Genomic DNA, 19,364 nt, shown 5'->3' on the forward strand with positions numbered 1-19,364 from the left:
TCTCACCTGTTCCGCCGAGAGCCGGGCCTCTACCTTTGTCATGCTGCCGGAAAGTAACGCAGCACCAATTACACTATCAAGATTCCGGTTTTTATGAAAGGTAGACTATTCCCTGTATCAACCAACGCCCAGGCCTTTGTTCAAAAGCTTGAAGACAAGATGCAGGCCGTCCTGGCTGAGGTCGAGCAAAGCGAGATGTACCAACTCATTGCCGAGCCTGATACCGACCCGCGCCTGGTCGCTGCTATTATTAAGTACATTCTGTTAGAAGTTTACTCATACGGTCCGCATGTTACTGAGGCTACGTTCATGGCTATCAGCCGGTTGCCTAAAAATCGGCCGGACTTGATGAAGCCGCTCATCCTGCACGACCTCTCTGAAGTTGACCACGGCGAAATGGCCCTGAAAGATTTTGTGAAGCTTGGTGGCGATGAGCAATGGGCACGTACCCGCCGAATGACGCCTGAATCGCTGGCGATGGCTGCTACGTGCCGGATGATCGGCCAGTTCGAGAATCCGTTTGCTTACCTCGGCTACATGCACCTGTTCGAGGGTTTGACACCCATCCTGACCGAGCGGGCCCAGGGCTTCCTGGCTGCCAAAGGTTTCCCCAAAGAAGCACAGGCGTTCATTGACGAACATGCGACAGAGGACATCGGCCACGCCCAGTTGATGAACAACATGATCGCCCGCATCGTGACTGAGTACCCGGAAGCCGAAGCAGCCATCGAATACGGTTTTGACTGCTTTGCGGCTGTTTATCCACTACCAATCTGGAAAGCCGCTTTGCAGCACGCCCAGGCCGAACTGACTACCGACGCTTACGCAACGGTTTAATTCAAAATTTCTTCTACTCCACACCATGAACCTTTCCCTGATTGCGCCGGCGTCGGGCTTCGTGCCCGACGCGCTGGCGCACCACTTCCTGCCCGATCCGGAACCGGCCATTGCTGACATACAACGCTTCCGAGGACGTATCTATGCACAGGACAGTGCCATTCCGCTGTCCGCACTCGATTCGTTGGGACGGCACCGCTCGGAGGTTGATTACCGATCGTGGCACATTGTGGCCCGCGATGCGCAGGGACAAATTAGTGGTGTACTACGGTTACCAATCTACCCGATAGATACGCCCATCGAATCGTTACTCCTAAATCAGACACTGGAACGTATGCAACCTGAGCAACGGCATCTGTACCGCTACGTACTCCAGCGTTTCATTGACCGGTCGGTTACAGCAGGATATCCCTGTGTAGCAGAACCGGGCGGCTGGGCTGTTGACAGAACCCGCTGTGGACGTCAGACCGGCATCAACTTAGTAACGACCGGTTGGGCGATCGGCGAGTATTACGGCCATTACGTTGCGGCTTCGACCGTAACGGTCAAGCACCACGCAGCCGACCTGCTCAAGCTCATGGGCGGCTTTAACGAACTCGCCGGTACGCCCAACGCCCGCTTTCACGATCCATATTTCCGGTGTGATATTGAGCTGGTGTTTTTCTATTCAGATAAGGTGAGTGGGCGGTTTGGGGAGATGGTGGAGAAGATAAAAGAAGACCTTTTGAAAAGCCAGTCCTTTGTTACCTTGTAAACTTACATTTTCGACAAATACAATATCAGAAGCTATTTGACTAGCGTATATGCTGATCGTAATATAACATAGACCTATATAGCCATGAGAAAACCACCTCTGTTCAGAATACTTCACTGGCTTCTATTAATGACCGTTTTTCCTACATTCCAATCTTGTAAGCAAGACGTTAAAGAGCCCATTGATCGATTTCAGAAAAGTACCGCTTTGGCTACGGTTGCCATCAGTGGATATTACAAGGAGCTTAATCCTTATGAAAGGGAGATTTATCTTCAAAATATATTATTTGATACTACAAAACAGGTCTTACGAATGGAGGGAGGTGTTCCTACGCCCTTAAAAAAAGATCCTTTTGATCAAAAAGTAATACAAGCTCGTTTGGCTATGATCAAACAACTGGCCAATTACGCAGAAAAGCTATCAACCCTTGCTGGTAACGATGCCCCTCAACGCTTTACTACTAATGTAACCACCCTAGCAAGTAGTCTTACCTCACTCAGCGGAACTTTCTCTCAACTCACTAGTAGTGGTGATGCTTCGGCGAATGATTACGTAGGACCTATTTCAACTTTAGTGGGAGTACTCGGTAATGTCATTATTCAGAAGCGACGAGATGTTGCCCTACGCACTGCTATTATTAACGGTGACGCTCCGTTTACAAGGATATTAGATTTCTTGGAAAGAGATCTAGATAAATACGTGAGCGATTTGCGAAAAGTTGGCGATGATCAAAAGCAGGCTAACATTGAAGCTTTCTATAATCATCACAAAGCTAAACTTAGCTTGGAACAACGTAGAGAGTTATTGAAAGAACTAAACCAAGCTGCGGAGGTCAAAAGAATTACATTTAGCACTAAACCTTCTGACGTAGTAAAAGCTATGCGGCAAACCCATAAAGCGTTGGTAAGCACAGCGAATAGCCCCACAATAATGAATACCGGTTTAATACTAAGTACAATTGATAATTATGAAAACCAAGTACAAACTTTAATCGACGCTGTCTTACAGTTAAAAGAGAACCATAAACAAAATTAAGATTATGGCAAAAGTAGATACTGAGCAACTTGTACGTTGCATAAACAATTGTTTTGACCTGGCAGGTGATGATAGACTATCACTTAATCGCCGAAGTGAAATGTTAGCTTTAGGTAAACGACTTCGAGGATCACTTCTAAATCTGCTCACTGCTGAATTTTCAGAAGACTTAACTGAAGTTGAAGAGGCTAATCAGCAATTAGAGGAGGTTAATGAACAGCTTTCAAACGTGGAAGCCGCCATAAACAAAATTGCCGAAACGGTGGAGCTAATCAACGACTTAGTCGAGCAACTTGATAACTTGTTAAAGTTTGCAGTAAATTTCTTTTGAACTATACATGCCAAGCCCGGTTGTAGCGCTTCTAAAATAGATAAAAGCTTACCGGACTTGGCATAATGTTAGCGTTGAAGCTCAATTAAAATATCTTCTCAATACCCCAACACCGGCGCTAACCACCGTTCCACGTCATCAACGCTCATGTTCTTGCGGTGGGCGTAGTCCATCACCTGATCTTTAGTGATTTTACCAACCGCAAAATACTTTGATTCCGGGTGGCTGAAGTAGAAACCACTGACCGACGAAGCCGGGTACATGGCGAAGCTTTCGGTCAGCTCAATACCAACCTGACCGGCATCCAGCAGCTCGAATAGGGTCGCCTTTTCGGTGTGGTCGGGGCAGGCGGGGTAGCCCGGTGCCGGACGAATGCCCCGGTACTCCTCTTTAATCAGGTCTTCGTTGGTTAGCTGCTCGTCGGTGGCGTAGGGCCAGAACTCTTTGCGGACGCGCTCGTGCATCAACTCGGCGAAGGCTTCAGCCAGCCGGTCAGCAAGCGCCTTGACCATAATGCTGTTGTAGTCGTCGTGATCGCGCTCGTATTTTTCGAGCAGGGCTTCAATACCAACGCCGGCCGTAACGGCAAATGCTCCGATGTAGTCTTCGCGACCGCTTTCCAACGGCGCAATGAAGTCAGACAGGCAAAAATTGGGTAAGCCCGGCGCTTTCTGATTCTGTTGCCGCAGGAAGTGCAGCACGGCTTTGGTATCGTAAATGAGTGCTCCGGCGTTGTTAATCGCCATCACCGACTGCTCGGCTGTCGGTTTACTCATCTTGTACTCAATATGCCGGTGGCTGCCATGCCGTTCGCAGGGGATATCCCGCACGATCTCTTCAAAGTCATGCAGCAATACGTCGTCGTCGGCTGAGTTGGCGGGGTAGAAACCAACTACGGCCTTCGCCCTCAACAGCTTCTGATCAATAATCTCCTGCAACAACTGGTTCGCGTCGTCGAATAATTTCTTAGCCTCCGTTCCTACCGTAGCATCATCGAAAATTTTGGGGTACCTGCCGTGTAACTGCCACGTCTGGAAGAACGGTGTCCAGTCGATGTACTTCGCGATGTCGGCCAACGGGTAATCATGAAAATACTGATTACCCAAAAACGCGGGTTTCACTGGTTCAAAATCAGACCAGTTGATAGCTGTGCGGTTGTCGCGGGCCTTATCGATGGTCAGTAAGTTCTTTTCTTTCTGCCGCTTGGCGTGGTCTTCCCTCAGTTTCACGTATTCCGCTTTAATCTCCTGGAAGATCTGCTCTCTGGTACCTTTCGTTTCGCTCACCAACCGACCGGCCACCGGTACGCTCCGGCTGGCGTCCAGTACATGAATAACTGGTCCGGAGTAATGCGGATCGATCTTAACGGCCGTGTGAATCCGCGACGTAGTGGCGCCACCGATCAGCAACGGAATCGTAAAGCCCTGCCGCTCCATTTCCTTCGCCACACCAACCATTTCGTCCAGCGACGGCGTAATCAGACCACTCAGACCAATGATGTCGACGTTGTGCCTCCGGGCTTCGTCCAGAATCTTCTGTGTCGGCACCATTACGCCGAGGTCGATGATTTCGTAGTTGTTGCAGCCCAGCACGACGCCGACAATGTTTTTGCCAATGTCGTGAACGTCGCCTTTCACGGTGGCCAGCAGGATTTTACCCGCCGATTGCCCAGCCCCCGATTTCTCGGCTTCGATGAATGGCGTCAGGTAAGCCACGGCCTTTTTCATCACCCGCGCCGACTTTACCACCTGCGGCAGGAACATCTTGCCTTCGCCAAACAGGTCGCCGACTACGTTCATACCGTCCATGAGTGGTCCTTCAATGACCTGAAGCGGGCGGTCGTATTGCAAACGGGCTTCTTCTACGTCCTGGTCGATGTAGTCGGTAATGCCTTTGATCAACGCGTGCTTCAACCGCTCAGCGGCTGACTCATTACGCCAAGCATTGTCCTGTACCACCTCTTTGCCCTTCGCTTTTACGGTTTCGGCAAACTCAACCAACCGCTCGGTTGCATCGGGTCGGCGGTTCAGCAAGACGTCTTCGCAGCGCTCCAGCAGGTCTTTCGGGATTTCGTCGTACACCGCCAACTGCCCGGCGTTGACGATCCCCATGTCCAGTCCGGCTTTGATGGCGTGATAGAGGAACGCCGAGTGCATCGCTTCCCGAACGGGATCATTGCCCCGGAAGCTGAACGAAATATTGGATACCCCACCGCTCACCTTCGCCAACGGCAGGTTTTCTTTGATCCAGCGCGTAGCATTGATGAAGTCGACGGCGTAGTTGTTATGCTCTTCGATACCGGTCGCGACGGTCAGGATGTTGGGGTCGAAGATGATGTCCTGCGGAGCAAAGCCAACTTTATCGACCAGAATTCGGTACGCCCGTTCGCAGATTTCGATCCGGCGCTCGTACGAATCCGCCTGGCCTACTTCGTCAAACGCCATCACAACCGCAGCGGCACCGTAGCGTCTCACCAGTTGCGCCCGCTCAATGAAAGCCTCCTCGCCTTCTTTTAACGAAATAGAATTGACAATAGCCTTCCCCTGCACGCATTTCAGCCCCGCTTCGATCACCTCCCACTTTGAGGAGTCGATCATGATGGGCACGCGGGCAATGTCCGGCTCGGCAGCAATCAGATTCAGGAAAGTCGTCATGGCCTCCACCGAATCGAGCATGCCTTCGTCCATGTTGATGTCGATGACCTGCGCGCCGTTCTCGACCTGCTGACGGGCCACCGACAAAGCCGCATCGTAGTCGCCAGCCTTGATCATCCGGGCAAACGCCTTTGAACCCGTTACGTTGGTCCGCTCGCCGATGTTGACAAAGTTGGTCTGCTCCGTGATTTTCAGCGGCTCCAGACCACTCAGTTTCTGATAGGGCTTTTGCTCCGGTTTCGGACGGGGCGCGTACTTGGCAACGGCCTGCGCAATAGCCCGAATGTGGTCCGGCGTTGACCCGCAGCAGCCACCGACAATATTCACGAACCCATCCTGCACAAAACCTTCAATCTGGGCAGCCATTTCATCGGGCGACTGGTCGTATTCACCCATTTCGTTCGGCAAACCGGCATTTGGGTACGCCGACGTAAAGAATGGAGACTCTTTTGCCAGGGTCTGCACGTAGGGCCGCAGTAACTCAGCCCCCATGGCGCAGTTCAGACCGATGCTAAGCAGTGGCAAATGCGATACGGAGTACAAAAAAGCCTCGGTTGTCTGCCCCGACAACGTCCGTCCCGACGCATCGGTGATGGTTCCCGAAATCATGATCGGCAGCGGTTTCCGACCTTTATCCGCAAAGTACTTATCGATAGCAAACAGAGCCGCCTTGGCGTTCAGCGTATCGGTAATGGTCTCAACCAGCAGCACATCCGCTCCGCCCTCGACCAACCCTGCAACCTGGGTATAAAAAGCCTCGACCAACTGATCGAAGGTAATAGCGCGGTACCCCGGATTGTTCACGTCGGGCGACATGGACGCCAGTCGGGTGGTTGGCCCCATCGCACCGGCCACGAACCGTGGTTTGTCGGGCGTCTGGCGGGTTACGTCATCAGCCACTTCCTTCGCAATCTTCGCCGACTGGTAATTCAGCTCATACACCAGATCCTCCATGTAGTAGTCGGCCTGAGCGACCCACGTACCGCTGAAGGTATTGGTTTCGATGATGTCGGCACCGGCATCCAGATATTGCCGGTGAATTTCCTGAATGATGTGGGGCTGAGTGATCGACAAGAGGTCGTTGTTGCCTTTCACATCGTGTGGAAAATCCTTGAATCGCTCACCCCGATAATCAGCTTCGGTCAGTTGATAGCGTTGGATCATCGTTCCCATGGCGCCGTCGAGAACGAGAATGCGTTGTTGCAGGAGGTCGGTAATCGATTTCAAGCGTGTATTATGTTAGCAGGTATCGTCTTAACAGGCATCATACCTGTATTCGTTTCACTCGTTAAAAAAGGGGCTTATCAGAAAACAGGAGAAGGCAGCAAATCAGCTAACTTATCTGTCCCCGCAGCGAACTGGGGTGGAACGTGGCACCGTTTCCGTTTCGCCGGTCGGTTGCCAAGACATCGTTGGGTCCATTCCCTCCGTCTTTCTGGATAAGCAATCATACAAAGGTACTGCATTCAGCCTTTATACCAAAAAACCGTTACTTTTGGCGCGTTACTTAATTAGCGAAAGAGTGAAAGAGTGAAAGAGCGAACGCTTTGCAGAAATCTGTTTGTTCTTTCACTCTTTTACTCTTTCACTCTTTCACTCTTTGGATAAATGAAACTTGCTGCCATCGACATTGGCTCCAACGCAGCCCGCTTACAAATCTCAACGGTTTTACACGTAGACGATATCACTAGCTTTAAGCGCGTTGAATACGTGCGTTTTCCGTTGCGGCTGGGCCACGACGTTTTTACCTTCGGCGAACTGACGCCCGAAAGTGAAGCCCGCACGACCAAACTGATGCAGGTGTACAAACTGCTGATGGAACTGCATGAGGTAGAAGGCTATATGGCCTGCGCTACGTCGGCTATGCGCGAATCGAAAAACGGCCCTGAGGTTGTTCACCGCATCGAAGCCGCTACGGGTATCAAAATTCACATCATCGACGGTCAGAAAGAAGCCGAACTGATCAACAACGTAGTGGTTCAGGCGCTGGACGACCGGCAATATCTGCACATTGATGTAGGCGGTGGCAGCACTGAACTGAACGTATACCTGAACCGGCAGAAAACGGCATCCCGGTCGTTCAAGATCGGCTCCGTACGACTGCTGGAGGGTAAAGAAACCAAAGGAGCCTGGCACAAGATTGAGGACTGGGTAGAAGAACACGTCGATGCCTCCAGAGAACTCATTGCGGTGGGAACCGGTGGCAACATCAGCAAGCTCTTTAATCTGGCCGCCAAAACCAGCGAATTGAGTACATCACTGGCCGAGATCGAGCGTATTCGCAACTACATTGCCGGTTTCAATCTCGACGACCGGATCAACAAACTTCGCCTGAATGCCGACCGGGCCGATGTGATCGTTCCGGCCGCCGACATCTACATATCAGTGATGAAATGGGCCGGAGCCAGCGAAATCACGGTTCCTGATGTGGGGCTGAAAGATGGCATCATTCAGTTAGTTTATTCGCAACTGGCCAAAAAGAAACGCCTGCCGCTGTAGCCCGTCAAAACGCTTGTGACACCGTACGTAATTGTAAAGCAGTATAACCCACAGCTTTGGGATATCCCGGTTTATGCCCAACCGGGTTTTCTCTTTAATGAGGGTACGCACCTCCGCCAGCAGGAAGGCGGCTTCCATTTGATAACGGCGCTCAATCAGGTTACCCGGCAAGCGGAAGCCCGGTGCGCTTTATTCACGCGGGCGGAGCAGGTTGTCAGTCCCGGGGCGGCTCCGTTCGGGTCTGTAGAATTTACCAAAGCTCTGCCCGAAGCCGTACTCGACGGACTTGTGCAGACGATCCAGGAAACGGCTCAGGAATCTGGTCTTCGCACGCTCCGACTTGTTAACTATCCGCATTGTTACGCCCCTGAACAAGCCAGCCGGTTGGCCGATACGTTACTAGCCCAGGGCTTTCGGTTGATCGGCGCTGACCAGAATCAGTTTTTACCCGTAGGAGCGGGTTCGTTCGAGCGGGCCATCGACCCATCGGAACGTCGGCGGCTGATGAAATGCCGCCGGGCCGGTTTTCGATTCGGTCATTGGGAGTGCCCGGCGATTGACGAGGTACTATCGTTTCTGCAAACAACCCGCCAGCAACAGGGCTACCGGCTCACGATCCAGCCCGAACGGCTAACCCATCTGCTGGCTACCTTTCCCGACCAGTTTCCGGTGTTTGCCGTTTGGGATGGCGATTGTCTGGCGGCTCTGGCAGTAGCCGTGCGGGTACGTGCCGACATCCTGTATAATTTCCTGCCTGCTTCGCACTCTGACTACCGGACGTACAGCCCGATGGTGATGCTCACCGACGGCTTGTTCGCCTATTGCCAGCACCACCAGATACGGTTGCTTGATCTGGGCATTTCGGTGGACAGCGACCGGCAGCCGAAGCTTAGCCTGATGCGTTTCAAGCGTAACCTGGGAGCCTTGGATTCGCCCAAACTTGTCTTTGAGAAAGCCCTATGACCCTTGGGCGGCTCGTGTCGATCTGCCTTTTTTTTCGTTATTTTGTGTAAAAAAGAGGTACTTACTACGTGCCGCCTGAATGATTGAATCTCTTTATACTTCGGTAAGTCGATTCATAAGCGAGTTTTTTGCGTCGCTGTTATCGCTGGTCAAAGTGGCCATCCGTGCCCGACACGCCACTCGTTTGCCACCGAGCGAACTACCCACCTGTTCGGTGTTGGGCAACGGTCCTTCTTTGAACGAATCCCTGGAGAAACACTTTGCTTTTATCAAATCTACGGAGATCGTTTGCGTCAATAACTTCGCCCACGCGGAGGTTTTTACCCGTCTGCAACCGCAGCACTACGTCATTTCCGATCCGAATTACTTTGTCTTTACAGAGCAGACAACCGACCGCGAGGACATCCGGCAGACCATCAACATTTTTCGGGAACGTGTCGACTGGCCTATGACGCTCTACGTGCCCCATTTTGCCAAAGGCTCGTACGTAATCCGGCAGATTGAACGCGATAACAGCCCCATTCGGGTCATTTACTTCAACTACACCGTTGTCGATGGTTTCCGATGGTTGAAGTACTGGCTGTACGCAAACGGCCTGGGTATACCGCAGTCGCAGACGGTGATCATTGCCGCGCTGGCTCTGATGATCAACCGAAAATTCAGGACTATTTACCTGTTTGGAGCTGATACATCGTGGCATGAACAGATCCGGCTGAATGACCAGAATCAGTTGCTGATCAAGCAGATTCATTTCTACGACAAGCCGAAAGATGTACGTCACGAACCGGTCTACGCCGATGCTGAGCGGAAACGCACTTTTTCAATGGCCTCACAGTTTCTATCGTTACACAAGGCGTTTCGCGGGTACGAGAACCTGCGGGATTACGCCGACTACCGTGGCGTTACGATTCTGAACGCGAGTGCTAAAAGTTACATTGATGCCTTTGAGCGGATTATCCCCGACCAGGTTGCCCCGAACCAGGTAGTTATTCGTGAAAATTAACCTGTCGGGATGATACGTGGTGGTCTGTACAGAACGTCTGACCACCACGTATCATCCCGACAGCAATCTCTAAAACATGCTTGATTTAACAGGAAAATCGATTCTCATTACCGGTGGTACCGGCTCATTCGGCAAGAAGTTCGTTGAGATGGTATACCAGCGTTATCCCAATATTCGCCGGCTGGTGGTGTACTCTCGCGATGAATTGAAGCAGTTCGAAATGTCGCAGCATTACCCACAGTCAACCTACAAATCCATCCGGTTCTTCATTGGCGACGTACGCGACGGCGAGCGCCTGAAGCGGGCCTGCGAGGGTGTCGACATCATCGTTCACGCAGCGGCCCTGAAACAAGTGCCTGCGGCTGAATACAACCCGATGGAGTGCATCAAAACCAACGTATTCGGGGCCGAGAACGTAATCAACGCAGCCCTGGACAACGGCGTTCAGCGCGTCGTAGCGCTTTCCACCGATAAAGCAGCGGCCCCGATTAATCTGTACGGTGCCACTAAGCTCTGCTCAGACAAGCTATTTGTGGCCGCCAACAACATGAAGGGTAGCCGCGATCTGCGTTTTTCGGTCGTGCGCTACGGCAACGTAATCGGCTCGCGGGGGTCCGTAGTACCGTTCTTTCTGGACAAGCGTAAGGAGGGGGTTTTGCCTATTACACACCCCGATATGACACGGTTTAATATCTCGCTGGAAGAAGGCGTTGAGATGGTGCTGTATGCACTCGAAAACGCCTGGGGCGGGGAGATTTTTGTTCCCAAGATTCCATCGTACCGCATCACTGAAGTAGCCACGGCCATCGCACCTGACGCCAGACAGGAGATCATTGGGGTTCGGCCGGGCGAGAAGCTTCACGAAGAGATGATTACGGAAACCGACTCGCTGAACACCGTAGAAACCGACAAGTATTACGTTATCACACCATCGACCCCGACGTGGAGCGTTGATGAGTATTTAAAAGCCTTCAACGGCAGGCGCGTCGAAATGGGTTTCAAATACAATTCAGGTACGAACACCGACTGGCTCAACGTTGGTCAGATTCGGGAGCAGATCCGGCTGCACGTTGACCCGGCGTTTGCGGTGTAAGGTGGGCGAAACTCCACCAGATTAAGTGACATTAAAAGCGGGTTGCCACCCGCCTTACTGATGAACAACCCCATCCCATACGGCCGCCAGCACATTACGGACGAGGACATTGCCGCCGTCGTTGAGGTGCTGCGGTCGCCTTATCTGACGCAGGGGCCGGCCATCGGCCAGTTCGAGCAGGCCTTTGCTAACTACATTGGGGCAAAATACGCCGTCGCGGTGGCCAATGGTACGGCGGCCCTGCACCTGTGCTGCCTGGCACTAGGCGTTACCGAAGGAACAAAAGTTATTACCACCCCAATTACGTTCTCTGCTTCGGCAAACTGCGTACGCTACTGTGGCGGTGAGGTGCATTTTGCGGATGTTAATCCAGAAACTATTCTCCTTGATGTAAACGCCGTACGTGCCCTGCTGGAACAACATCCGAAAGGGACATTCTCAGGCATTATACCAGTCGATTTTGCAGGCTACCCGGTCGATATGGCTGCATTTCGCGAACTGGCCGACGAGTACGGTCTGTGGCTTCTGGAAGATAGCTGCCACGCGCCGGGTGGGTCGTTCACGGACCAACACGGCGTTGTTCATCGCTGCGGGGATAGCTCGCTGGCCGAACTGGCTATTTTTAGCTTTCACCCTGTCAAGCATATTGCGGCCGGTGAGGGAGGCATGATTACAACGAACGACGAGGAGTTGTATAATCACCTGCTTCGGCTCCGTACGCACGGCATCACCAGCAAACCAGAGCAACTGCTTGAACCGTCGCCCGGCGGCTGGTACATGGAGTTACAGGAGCTTGGCTATAATTACCGGCTGACGGATATGCAGGCAGCCCTGGGCCTCAGTCAGCTAAGCCGGGTCGATGCGATGATGGAACGCCGTCGCGAACTGGCCACCCGCTACGATGCCGCTTTTGCCGGAATGTCGGTGCAGACGATCATTCCACCGGCTGGCGTTGGGCACGCGTATCACCTGTACGTGATTCAGGTCGACGACCGCAAAGGGCTGTATGATTTTCTGCGGGCGAGGAATATTTATGCGCAGGTTCACTACATTCCGGTGCATACCATGCCGTACTATCGCCAGTTCGGCTGGAAGCCCGCCGACTTTCCAAATGCCGAGCGGTATTACGATCGTTGCCTGAGTTTACCCATGTTCCCAACGCTGACGAACGAGGAGCAGGATTACGTGATTGAGTCGGTGCTTGAGTTTATCAACGCGCCTAACTGATTTTTATGCAAGCCGTTGCTACGTCATCTGCTGCACAAACCCGGTCGATCTCGCCGTGGCTTTGGTACGGACTGGCCGCATTGCCAGTTTTGTATTACATCGTCGTAGTGGTTGGGTATGCCTACAACATGCCGTACATGGACGACTACCCGTCCATTGTCGATCTGTTGCTAAGGTGGCAGGATGCCGACTGGCCAGAGCGGGGTCGGCTGCTGCTGGAACAAAACAATTTCCATCGGGTCGTTTTTCTCAAGCTAATTTCGCTGGCTAACTACGCGCTGACGGGGGCGGTCAATTTTACTTTTCTGCAATGGGTGGGCAACGTAGCGTGGCTGCTGATCGGCTGGTTGCTGTGGCGGTCGCCTATTCCAACAACCGGCGAATTAACCAATACGTCGGAGCGTCGTCCGCTGGAGAAACGAATCCTTACGTTTCTACCGGCCATTTACTTCCTGTTTCAGTTTCAGTTCTGGAACAATGCTTTCTGGAGCATGGCGGCTATCTGTAACCTCTGGGTGCATGCCTGGGCGTTGCTTAGTTTTTACCTGGTTGCCCGACAACGGATTGGCTGGGCCTTGGTTGCCGGTGCCCTTTCACTTTTTACAGTTGGCAATGGGATTGTGGTGCTGCCGTTGCTGATCGCAGGCTTGCTGCTCAACCGGCGATGGCGACAAGCCACGGTAGCCATTGTGGTTAGTGCCGTTTTGTACGCTGTCTACTTTTCAGGCTACCAGAATCCATCCGGAGCCGGATTAGCGTCGCTGCTGTCGGTAGAACGTATCATTCACTTTATACAGCTTGACACAGCCTTTCTGGGCGCTACGTTTTATCATCCATCAGTGGCGTGGCTCAGTCAGGTTGTCGGCTGGCTAACTATCGGCTGGGCGCTTTATCTGGTACTGACTCGCTACGACCGCCAGAATCCGACGCTGTTCTGGATGGTGATTTTTCTCCATCTGACCGGGTTGATGCTGGCCCTCAACCGCATCGAAAACTCCGTTGATGTGGTGTTTGCGTCGCGATACCGGCAGGTTCCGGCCTTGATGCTGGCCGTCACGTACCTGACCCTCGCCGACGTAGTGACCAGCAAACGAGTAATGGCCTGGAAGTGGCTTTTTCCGATGGCATTGCTGGCGGCAGTCGGCATCAATGTCGTGTCGAACGTAACGTATTTCTCGAAGATTGTCCGATTCCGGGAGTTAAAGCAGACGGATCAACTGCTCTGGCAACAGTACGGTATCGTTAGAGGGTGCAGCCCACTATACCAGCCAGCCCGACGACTGAGTCAGTTGGCGGCTACGGACGCGTTTCGGCCAACGCCCTTAACACTCGACGAACTGGCTTCTCAGGAAGTGTCGCTGCCTAATCCGACGCCAACAGCCAACCAGTTGAGTTATCAGATAGACCTCAACCGGCACGATGGCCCGTATCTGGTCGTGAGCGGCTTTGCAAAAATTGCAGGCCAGAAGGCCAATTTTAACGATACGTATCTTGCGGTGCAAACGCCCACCGGCTGGCGATTCTTTACTACGTTGTTCCATCAGCGGCTGGACAAGGAGGATTCGCTCAACGACAAAGACACAGGCTTTACGGCCATTGTTCCGGCATCAGTGGTGGGTTCGTCGGCACACCTGGGGTTGTTTGTACGGTCGGGGGGTAAAACGGCATTTCAAGTAATAAATTAACCCAGTCACTCCTGACCCGGTCAGGAGTGACCCGGTCAGGCGTGACCCGGTCAGGCGTGATTTAATCTTGGGAGAGGGTCTAACGTACTTCGGTCAGACGTACCGTCAGACCTAGTCACTCAAGGTCTGACGGTACGTCTGACCGTCTCAACAGCCAGAACCCCTTTAGGTAGAGTATCGGTAATGAAACGCATGAGCAACATCGCCATCATCACGGCCCGCGGAGGCAGTAAACGGATTCCTCGCAAAGTTATCCGGCCGTTTCTAGGCAAACCCATTATGCTTTACTCCATCGAAACGGCTTTGCAATCGGGCCTGTTCGACGAGGTGATGGTATCGACTGAAGATGACGAGATTGCCGAGCTGGCGCAGCGACATGGCGCTTCAGTCCCCTTTCGTCGGAGCGCGAAAACGGCGGATGATTTCGCCACCACCGCCGATGTGCTGAATGAAGTTATCACCGCCTACGAACAGCGGGGGCAGACGTTTACTAATGCCTGTTGCCTTTACCCTACCGCGCCGTTTGTGACGCCTGCTTTACTCCGGCAGGCTTTTGATAGATTGCAAACGGGTGGATTTGACTGCGTTTTTCCAATACAATGCTTTAGCTTTCCGGTGCAGCGGGCTGTAACCTTTACCGACGACCGCCTGACGTGGCTTCAACCCGAACACGCCCTGACGCGGTCGCAGGATTTGCAACCCGCCTACCACGATGCCGGTCAGTTTTACTTTTTCAATGTAGCAGCTTTTCGACAAAAGGGGCGATTATTGACTGATAATACCAGTGGCCTTGTTATTTCCGAAATGCAGGCTCAGGATATAGATAACGAAGAGGATTGGCAGGTAGCAGAGTTTAAATATCAACTATTGTCCCTCTAGCAGGCAACAGTCAGACGCGTAGTCCAGGAAGATCAGCGAAGCTCATGCGGTCAGACGTACCGTCAGACCGAGTCACGCCAGACCGAAACGTACGTTCTCCTGGCAGGCGACGGTCCGACGTATTGGTTAATTCGCCCGATAGAGGAACCGGCAATTCGGTCTGACGGTACGTCTGACCGCTCTGCTCCAAATGAACTAAAGAAGAATGCCTAAAAAGATCCTTTTCCGCGCCGATGGTAACGCTCAGATTGGTCTGGGGCACGTTATGCGATGCCTGGCTTTGGCCGAAATGCTGGGCGATGCGTATGAGCGTCGTTTTGCCATTGTGCAGCCAGCCCCTGAGGTAGCCAAACGAATCGAGGAGAAAGGTGTGACGGTAGTGCCCTTACCTGGTTATGAGTTAAACGATTTTCTCGCGGTTGCCGCCCCCGACGACGTAACCGTACTCGACGGCTATGCGTTTGATGAAGCCTACCAGCGAGCGGTTCGCGCTAAGGTCGGCAAGCTGGTTTATATCGACGATCTGGTAACGGGTCATCAGGTAGCGGATGTTCTGATCAACCATACCGGTGCCATCACGGAATACGATTACGACGCCGAAGCGTACACACAGTTTTTGCTCGGGCCCCACTACGCCCTGCTTCGGTCGGAGTTTTTCGCCGACTTTGCAGCACCTCCTACCAAAGGACCAATCTTCGTCAGCTTAGGCGGGGCTGACCCACAAAACGTCTCGATAAAGGTGTTGGACGCCCTTCGCATTGCCTTTCACCAGATTGGTCAATCGTGGCGCGTTCGTTTGGTCATCGGCCCGTTTCATCCGGATCGAGCCAGCATCGAAGCGTACCAGGACAAGCTGAAGCACCTAACCATTTTGTCAAACTTAACGGCCGGGCAAATGGTGACTGAAGTCCAGAAATGTAGACTGGCCATCACGGCCTGTAGTACCATCGCCTACGAAGTGTGTGCTACCAACCGCCCGCTGCTAGCCATCCAGACGGCCGACAATCAGGAACGGCTGGCTCATTTTCTGGAATCGGAGCAACTGGCTCATGTGGCACCTGCGCACACCGATGTTGACCAGTTAGCGTACAGAATTGAGGTAAGCTTATTGTATCCTGATTCAATTGCGCATACGTTGCAAAACCAGCGTTATTACTTCGACCGGAAGACACCCGAACGCTTCCGGGCTTTATTTGACCGCTTATGCTCACCTACCGCGTAGCCACTGCCGAGGACTCTCAGCTTTACTTTGACTGGGCCAACGAGCCGGATACCCGTCGGCAATCATTCAACTCGGCTCCTATCTCGCTGGAAACCCATGCAGCCTGGTTTTCGCGCAAACTGATCGACGCTAACGCGCTGCTCCTGGTATTTAGCAATGAAGTGGGGGAACCGGTCGGGCAGGTTCGATTTGAGCGAAAGCCAGTCGCCGATATGCCCGACGAAATTATCATCGGCGTATCGGTCGATGCGCGGTTCCGGGGAAGAGGGCTGGCCAGCCAGTTAATCAGACAGGGCTGCGACGCGTGCCGTGAGCAGTGGGGAGCCGTAGCCATTCATGCCTACATTAAACCTGATAACCAGGCATCTATCCGATCGTTTGAGAAGGGCGGGTTCACATTCTCGCACGAAAGCGGTAAATTTGGTGTTCCAAGCTTAGTTTACGTATTACCTGCATGAGCCAAGACCAACCGATTCAGGTTGCCGATTATACCATCAGTCCGTCGCACCGGCCTTTCATTATCGCCGAGATGTCGGGGAACCATAACCAGTCGCTCGAGCGGGCGCTGGAGATCGTAGACGCTGTGGCCGATGCCGGTGCCCACGCCCTGAAACTACAGACCTACACACCTGATACGATTACGTTTAATGGTCAGTCGGAGGAGTTTTACATCCGCGACGCGAAATCGCTGTGGGCCGACAAGAACCTCTACAAGCTGTACCAGGAAGCCTACACTCCCTGGGAGTGGCACAAGCCCATTTTCGACCACGCAAAAAAGCGCGGCATGGTTGCCTTTAGCTCGCCCTTCGATACCACAGCCGTTGACTTTCTGGAGTCGCTCGACGTACCGCTCTACAAGATTGCGTCCTTCGAAAACACCGACCATATTCTGCTCAAGCGCATTGCCCAGACCGGCAAGCCCGTTATCATGAGTACCGGCGTATCGACCGTTGCAGATCTCGATGAATCGGTGAAGGTATTACGCGACAACGGCTGTACCGATCTGGTCCTGCTCAAATGTACCAGTACATACCCCGCTACGCCCGAAACCACGAACCTGCTGACCATTCCGCACATGCGCCAGTTGTTCGACGTACCGGTGGGTCTGTCCGACCATACGATGGGCATTGGTGCGGCCGTAGCTGCCGTGGCGCTGGGGGCCGTCGTAATTGAAAAACACGTAACGCTACGCCGGGCCGACGGTGGTGTTGATTCGGCCTTTTCACTGGAGCCGGATGAGTTAAAAAATCTGGTTGTTGAAACGGAACGGGCGTTTCTGGCGATGGGTCAGGTCAGTTACACCATGACGCCGAAAGAGCAGAAAAGCCTGCAATTCAAGCGGTCGCTGTACGTTGTGAAGAATATAAAAGCCGGAGAGCCATTCACGGCCGAAAACGTTCGTAGCATCCGACCAGCCAACGGCCTGCACACCCGTTACTACGATGATATTTTAGGCCAGATTGCTTCGCAGGATATTGAAGCCGGAACGGCGCTGCGGTGGGGACTAGTTGAAAAGAGTGAATCGGACCGCCGAAGCGGAGTGAAAGAGTAAAAGAGCGAAAGTGGCCCTCAAAGCGAAAGGCCGGGATTAGAATCTCTCGCTCTTTCACTCTTTCGTTTTTTCACTCTTTCGCTTTCACTCATTCGCCCTTTCACTCTTTACCCATGGGCATTATTAAACGCCAAACCATTCAGGGTACCATTTTTACGTACGCGGGTATCGTCGTCGGGTTTGTGACGATGGGCCTGCTGCTGCCCAAAGTACTTACGCCGGACCAGAACGGCCTGATAGGGTTGCTAATTGCCCTCTCAATTATCCTCACGCAGTTTTCGAACCTGGGAATCAATGGGGCTGGTGGCCGCTATTTCCCTTATTTCCGAAACTACGATCAGGGGCACGGCGGCTTTCTGCTCCTGGCGTCGGGCGTGTCGCTGCTGGGTTTTGGGCTAAGCGTACTGATTCTGTGGTCATTCCGACCGTATATCGTGGCCGAAAACGCGGAGAAGTCGGCGCTGTTTGTGCAGTACTATTACCTGCTGATACCGCTGACGTTTTTCACGCTGTTTTTCAATCTGTTCGACAACTACGCCAAACTACTATACGACAGCGTTACGGGTACGTTTCTTCAGCAGTTTCTGCAACGGTTCCTGTTGCTGCTGGCTGTACTGATCTACTGGGCAGGCTGGATTACGTTCCCCACCCTCCTGGTTTTATGGATGGGGTCGTATTTTGCGCAAATGGCCCTGATGGTCGTTAAAGTCGTGCGCGACGGCCACTTCACGCTTGACCCAAAGCACCTGCAATTGCCCCCCGATCTGCGCCGGGAACTGTTTCGCTACGCGTCCCTGACACTGCTGACCGGGCTGTCGTCGCAGGTCATTCTGCACATCGACAAGTACCTCGTCAACGACGCGCTGGGCCTCGCTCAAACTGGTATCTACAGCATCAGTGCCAACTTCGGAACGGTCATTGCCGCTCCGGCCACAATGCTTTACAAAGTGTCGAGCGTGGTGATTGCCGATTCGTGGAAAGCCAACGATCTGAACAACATTGCCAGCATCTACCGCAAAAGCTGCCTGAGTCAACTGGTGATCGGAACGCTCGTATTCGTCGGGATTGCCGCCAACCTGCCCAGCGTATTCGAAATTCTGCCGAAAGGCTATGAAGCCGGCTATTACGTTATTCTCTGGATTGGCCTAGGCAAGCTGATCGATATGGCAACCGGCGTCAACGGCACCATTCTGGCTACATCGCGCTACTACGCGTATGATTCACTGTTTTTCATCCTAATGGTAGCCGTCACCATTGCCACGACCCGGGCGCTGATCCCCGTTTTCGGCCTGGAAGGTGCGGCCATCGGCGCGGCCATCGCTACGGCCCTGTTCAATGCCGCTCGCACAGCGTTCGTCTGGTATAAATTCGGTCTGCAACCGTTTACCTGGCGTAACCTTGCCGTCCTTGGCGTTGGGTTGCTTGTGTGGGCCGTAGCTGTTCAGGCACCATATCTGTCCGGAAATTTCTGGCTTATTGGCACCGACGTAGCGCTACGGTCGGGGTTCATCGTCGTGGCTTTTGTCGGGCTGGTCTATGTCCTGAAGATTTCGCCCGATATTAATCAACTGCTGACGGGTGCCTGGCTGAAACGTCGGGGAAAATCGGTCAGTTCATGAGGCAACTTTGC

At 52.9% G+C, this 19,364-nt stretch carries 17 protein-coding genes and 1 riboswitch; of the genes, 15 read left to right on the forward strand and 2 right to left on the reverse strand.

The genetic code is table 11. The features are described from left to right. Nucleotides 1-93: 93 nt before the first annotated feature. The 4 genes from BN8_RS23335 (at nt 94) to BN8_RS23350 (ending at nt 2,957) form a co-directional block, all read left to right on the forward strand. On the forward strand, nt 94-837 hold the full coding sequence (locus tag BN8_RS23335; protein ID WP_009284413.1) for an iron-containing redox enzyme family protein: 744 nt from the start codon (nt 94-96) through the stop codon (nt 835-837). Between the two features lie 25 nt (nt 838-862). Continuing rightward, nucleotides 863-1,591 carry a hypothetical protein gene (locus BN8_RS23340; RefSeq protein ID WP_009284414.1) on the forward strand — a complete coding sequence of 243 codons (729 nt, stop codon included), beginning with the start codon at nt 863-865 and terminating at the stop codon, nt 1,589-1,591. A gap of 84 nt (nt 1,592-1,675) precedes the next feature. Next, entirely contained in the window at nt 1,676-2,626 is a 951-nt protein-coding gene (locus BN8_RS23345; protein WP_009284415.1) for a hypothetical protein, read from the forward strand. 4 nt (nt 2,627-2,630) lie between these two features. Further along, nucleotides 2,631-2,957 (forward strand): hypothetical protein, encoded by a 327-nt coding sequence (locus BN8_RS23350; protein WP_040006467.1) that lies wholly within the window; start codon nt 2,631-2,633, stop codon nt 2,955-2,957. A 98-nt stretch (nt 2,958-3,055) separates the two neighbouring features. On the opposite strand, the gene metH is transcribed toward BN8_RS23350, so the two are convergent. After that, nucleotides 3,056-6,838: a methionine synthase gene (metH, locus tag BN8_RS23355; RefSeq protein WP_009284416.1), complete on the reverse strand. Its 3,783-nt coding sequence runs from the start codon at nt 6,836-6,838 to the stop codon at nt 3,056-3,058. A 108-nt stretch (nt 6,839-6,946) separates the two neighbouring features. After that, a riboswitch (SAM riboswitch) is annotated at nt 6,947-7,057 on the reverse strand. Nucleotides 7,058-7,219: 162 nt separating this feature from the next. On the opposite strand from metH, the gene BN8_RS23360 reads away from it, so the two are divergent. The 7 genes from BN8_RS23360 (at nt 7,220) to pseF (ending at nt 14,960) form a co-directional block, all read left to right on the forward strand. Further along, nucleotides 7,220-8,110, forward strand: coding sequence for a Ppx/GppA phosphatase family protein (locus BN8_RS23360; protein ID WP_009284417.1), 891 nt, complete (start codon nt 7,220-7,222; stop codon nt 8,108-8,110). A gap of 15 nt (nt 8,111-8,125) precedes the next feature. Then, on the forward strand, nt 8,126-9,073 hold the full coding sequence (locus BN8_RS23365) for a GNAT family N-acetyltransferase (protein ID WP_009284418.1): 948 nt from the start codon (nt 8,126-8,128) through the stop codon (nt 9,071-9,073). A gap of 79 nt (nt 9,074-9,152) precedes the next feature. Further along, complete coding sequence (locus tag BN8_RS23370) at nt 9,153-10,076, forward strand: motility associated factor glycosyltransferase family protein (protein ID WP_009284419.1); 924 nt, start codon at nt 9,153-9,155, stop codon at nt 10,074-10,076. A gap of 76 nt (nt 10,077-10,152) precedes the next feature. Next, on the forward strand, nt 10,153-11,169 hold the full coding sequence (gene pseB, locus BN8_RS23375) for a UDP-N-acetylglucosamine 4,6-dehydratase (inverting) (protein WP_009284420.1): 1,017 nt from the start codon (nt 10,153-10,155) through the stop codon (nt 11,167-11,169). Between the two features lie 60 nt (nt 11,170-11,229). Further along, a complete protein-coding gene (gene pseC, locus BN8_RS23380; protein WP_009284421.1) occupies nt 11,230-12,396 on the forward strand; it encodes a UDP-4-amino-4,6-dideoxy-N-acetyl-beta-L-altrosamine transaminase in 1,167 nt (388 codons plus the stop codon). 5 nt (nt 12,397-12,401) lie between these two features. Further along, on the forward strand, nt 12,402-14,081 hold the full coding sequence (locus BN8_RS23385; protein ID WP_009284422.1) for a hypothetical protein: 1,680 nt from the start codon (nt 12,402-12,404) through the stop codon (nt 14,079-14,081). Between the two features lie 192 nt (nt 14,082-14,273). Next, complete coding sequence (gene pseF, locus BN8_RS23390; protein WP_040006787.1) at nt 14,274-14,960, forward strand: pseudaminic acid cytidylyltransferase; 687 nt, start codon at nt 14,274-14,276, stop codon at nt 14,958-14,960. 10 nt (nt 14,961-14,970) lie between these two features. Here pseF and BN8_RS33410 read toward each other — a convergent pair whose 3' ends face one another. Then, entirely contained in the window at nt 14,971-15,150 is a 180-nt protein-coding gene (locus BN8_RS33410; RefSeq protein ID WP_192579086.1) for a hypothetical protein, read from the reverse strand. Between the two features lie 15 nt (nt 15,151-15,165). Between BN8_RS33410 and pseG the strand changes: the two genes are divergently transcribed. From pseG to BN8_RS23410, 4 genes are all read left to right on the forward strand, one after another. Then, nucleotides 15,166-16,182: a UDP-2,4-diacetamido-2,4,6-trideoxy-beta-L-altropyranose hydrolase gene (gene pseG, locus BN8_RS23395; protein WP_009284424.1), complete on the forward strand. Its 1,017-nt coding sequence runs from the start codon at nt 15,166-15,168 to the stop codon at nt 16,180-16,182. Next, entirely contained in the window at nt 16,164-16,640 is a 477-nt protein-coding gene (locus BN8_RS23400; RefSeq protein WP_009284425.1) for a GNAT family N-acetyltransferase, read from the forward strand. Before pseG ends, BN8_RS23400 begins: the two co-directional genes overlap by 19 nt. Further along, nucleotides 16,637-17,734: a pseudaminic acid synthase gene (gene pseI / locus BN8_RS23405; RefSeq protein ID WP_009284426.1), complete on the forward strand. Its 1,098-nt coding sequence runs from the start codon at nt 16,637-16,639 to the stop codon at nt 17,732-17,734. Before BN8_RS23400 ends, pseI begins: the two co-directional genes overlap by 4 nt. A 113-nt stretch (nt 17,735-17,847) precedes the next feature. Further along, complete coding sequence (locus tag BN8_RS23410; RefSeq protein WP_009284427.1) at nt 17,848-19,353, forward strand: lipopolysaccharide biosynthesis protein; 1,506 nt, start codon at nt 17,848-17,850, stop codon at nt 19,351-19,353. Nucleotides 19,354-19,364 lie beyond the last annotated feature (11 nt).

Origin of the sequence: Fibrisoma limi BUZ 3, assembly GCF_000296815.2 — a bacterium.
In the GTDB taxonomy this organism is placed as follows: Bacteria; Bacteroidota; Bacteroidia; order Cytophagales; family Spirosomataceae; genus Fibrisoma; species Fibrisoma limi.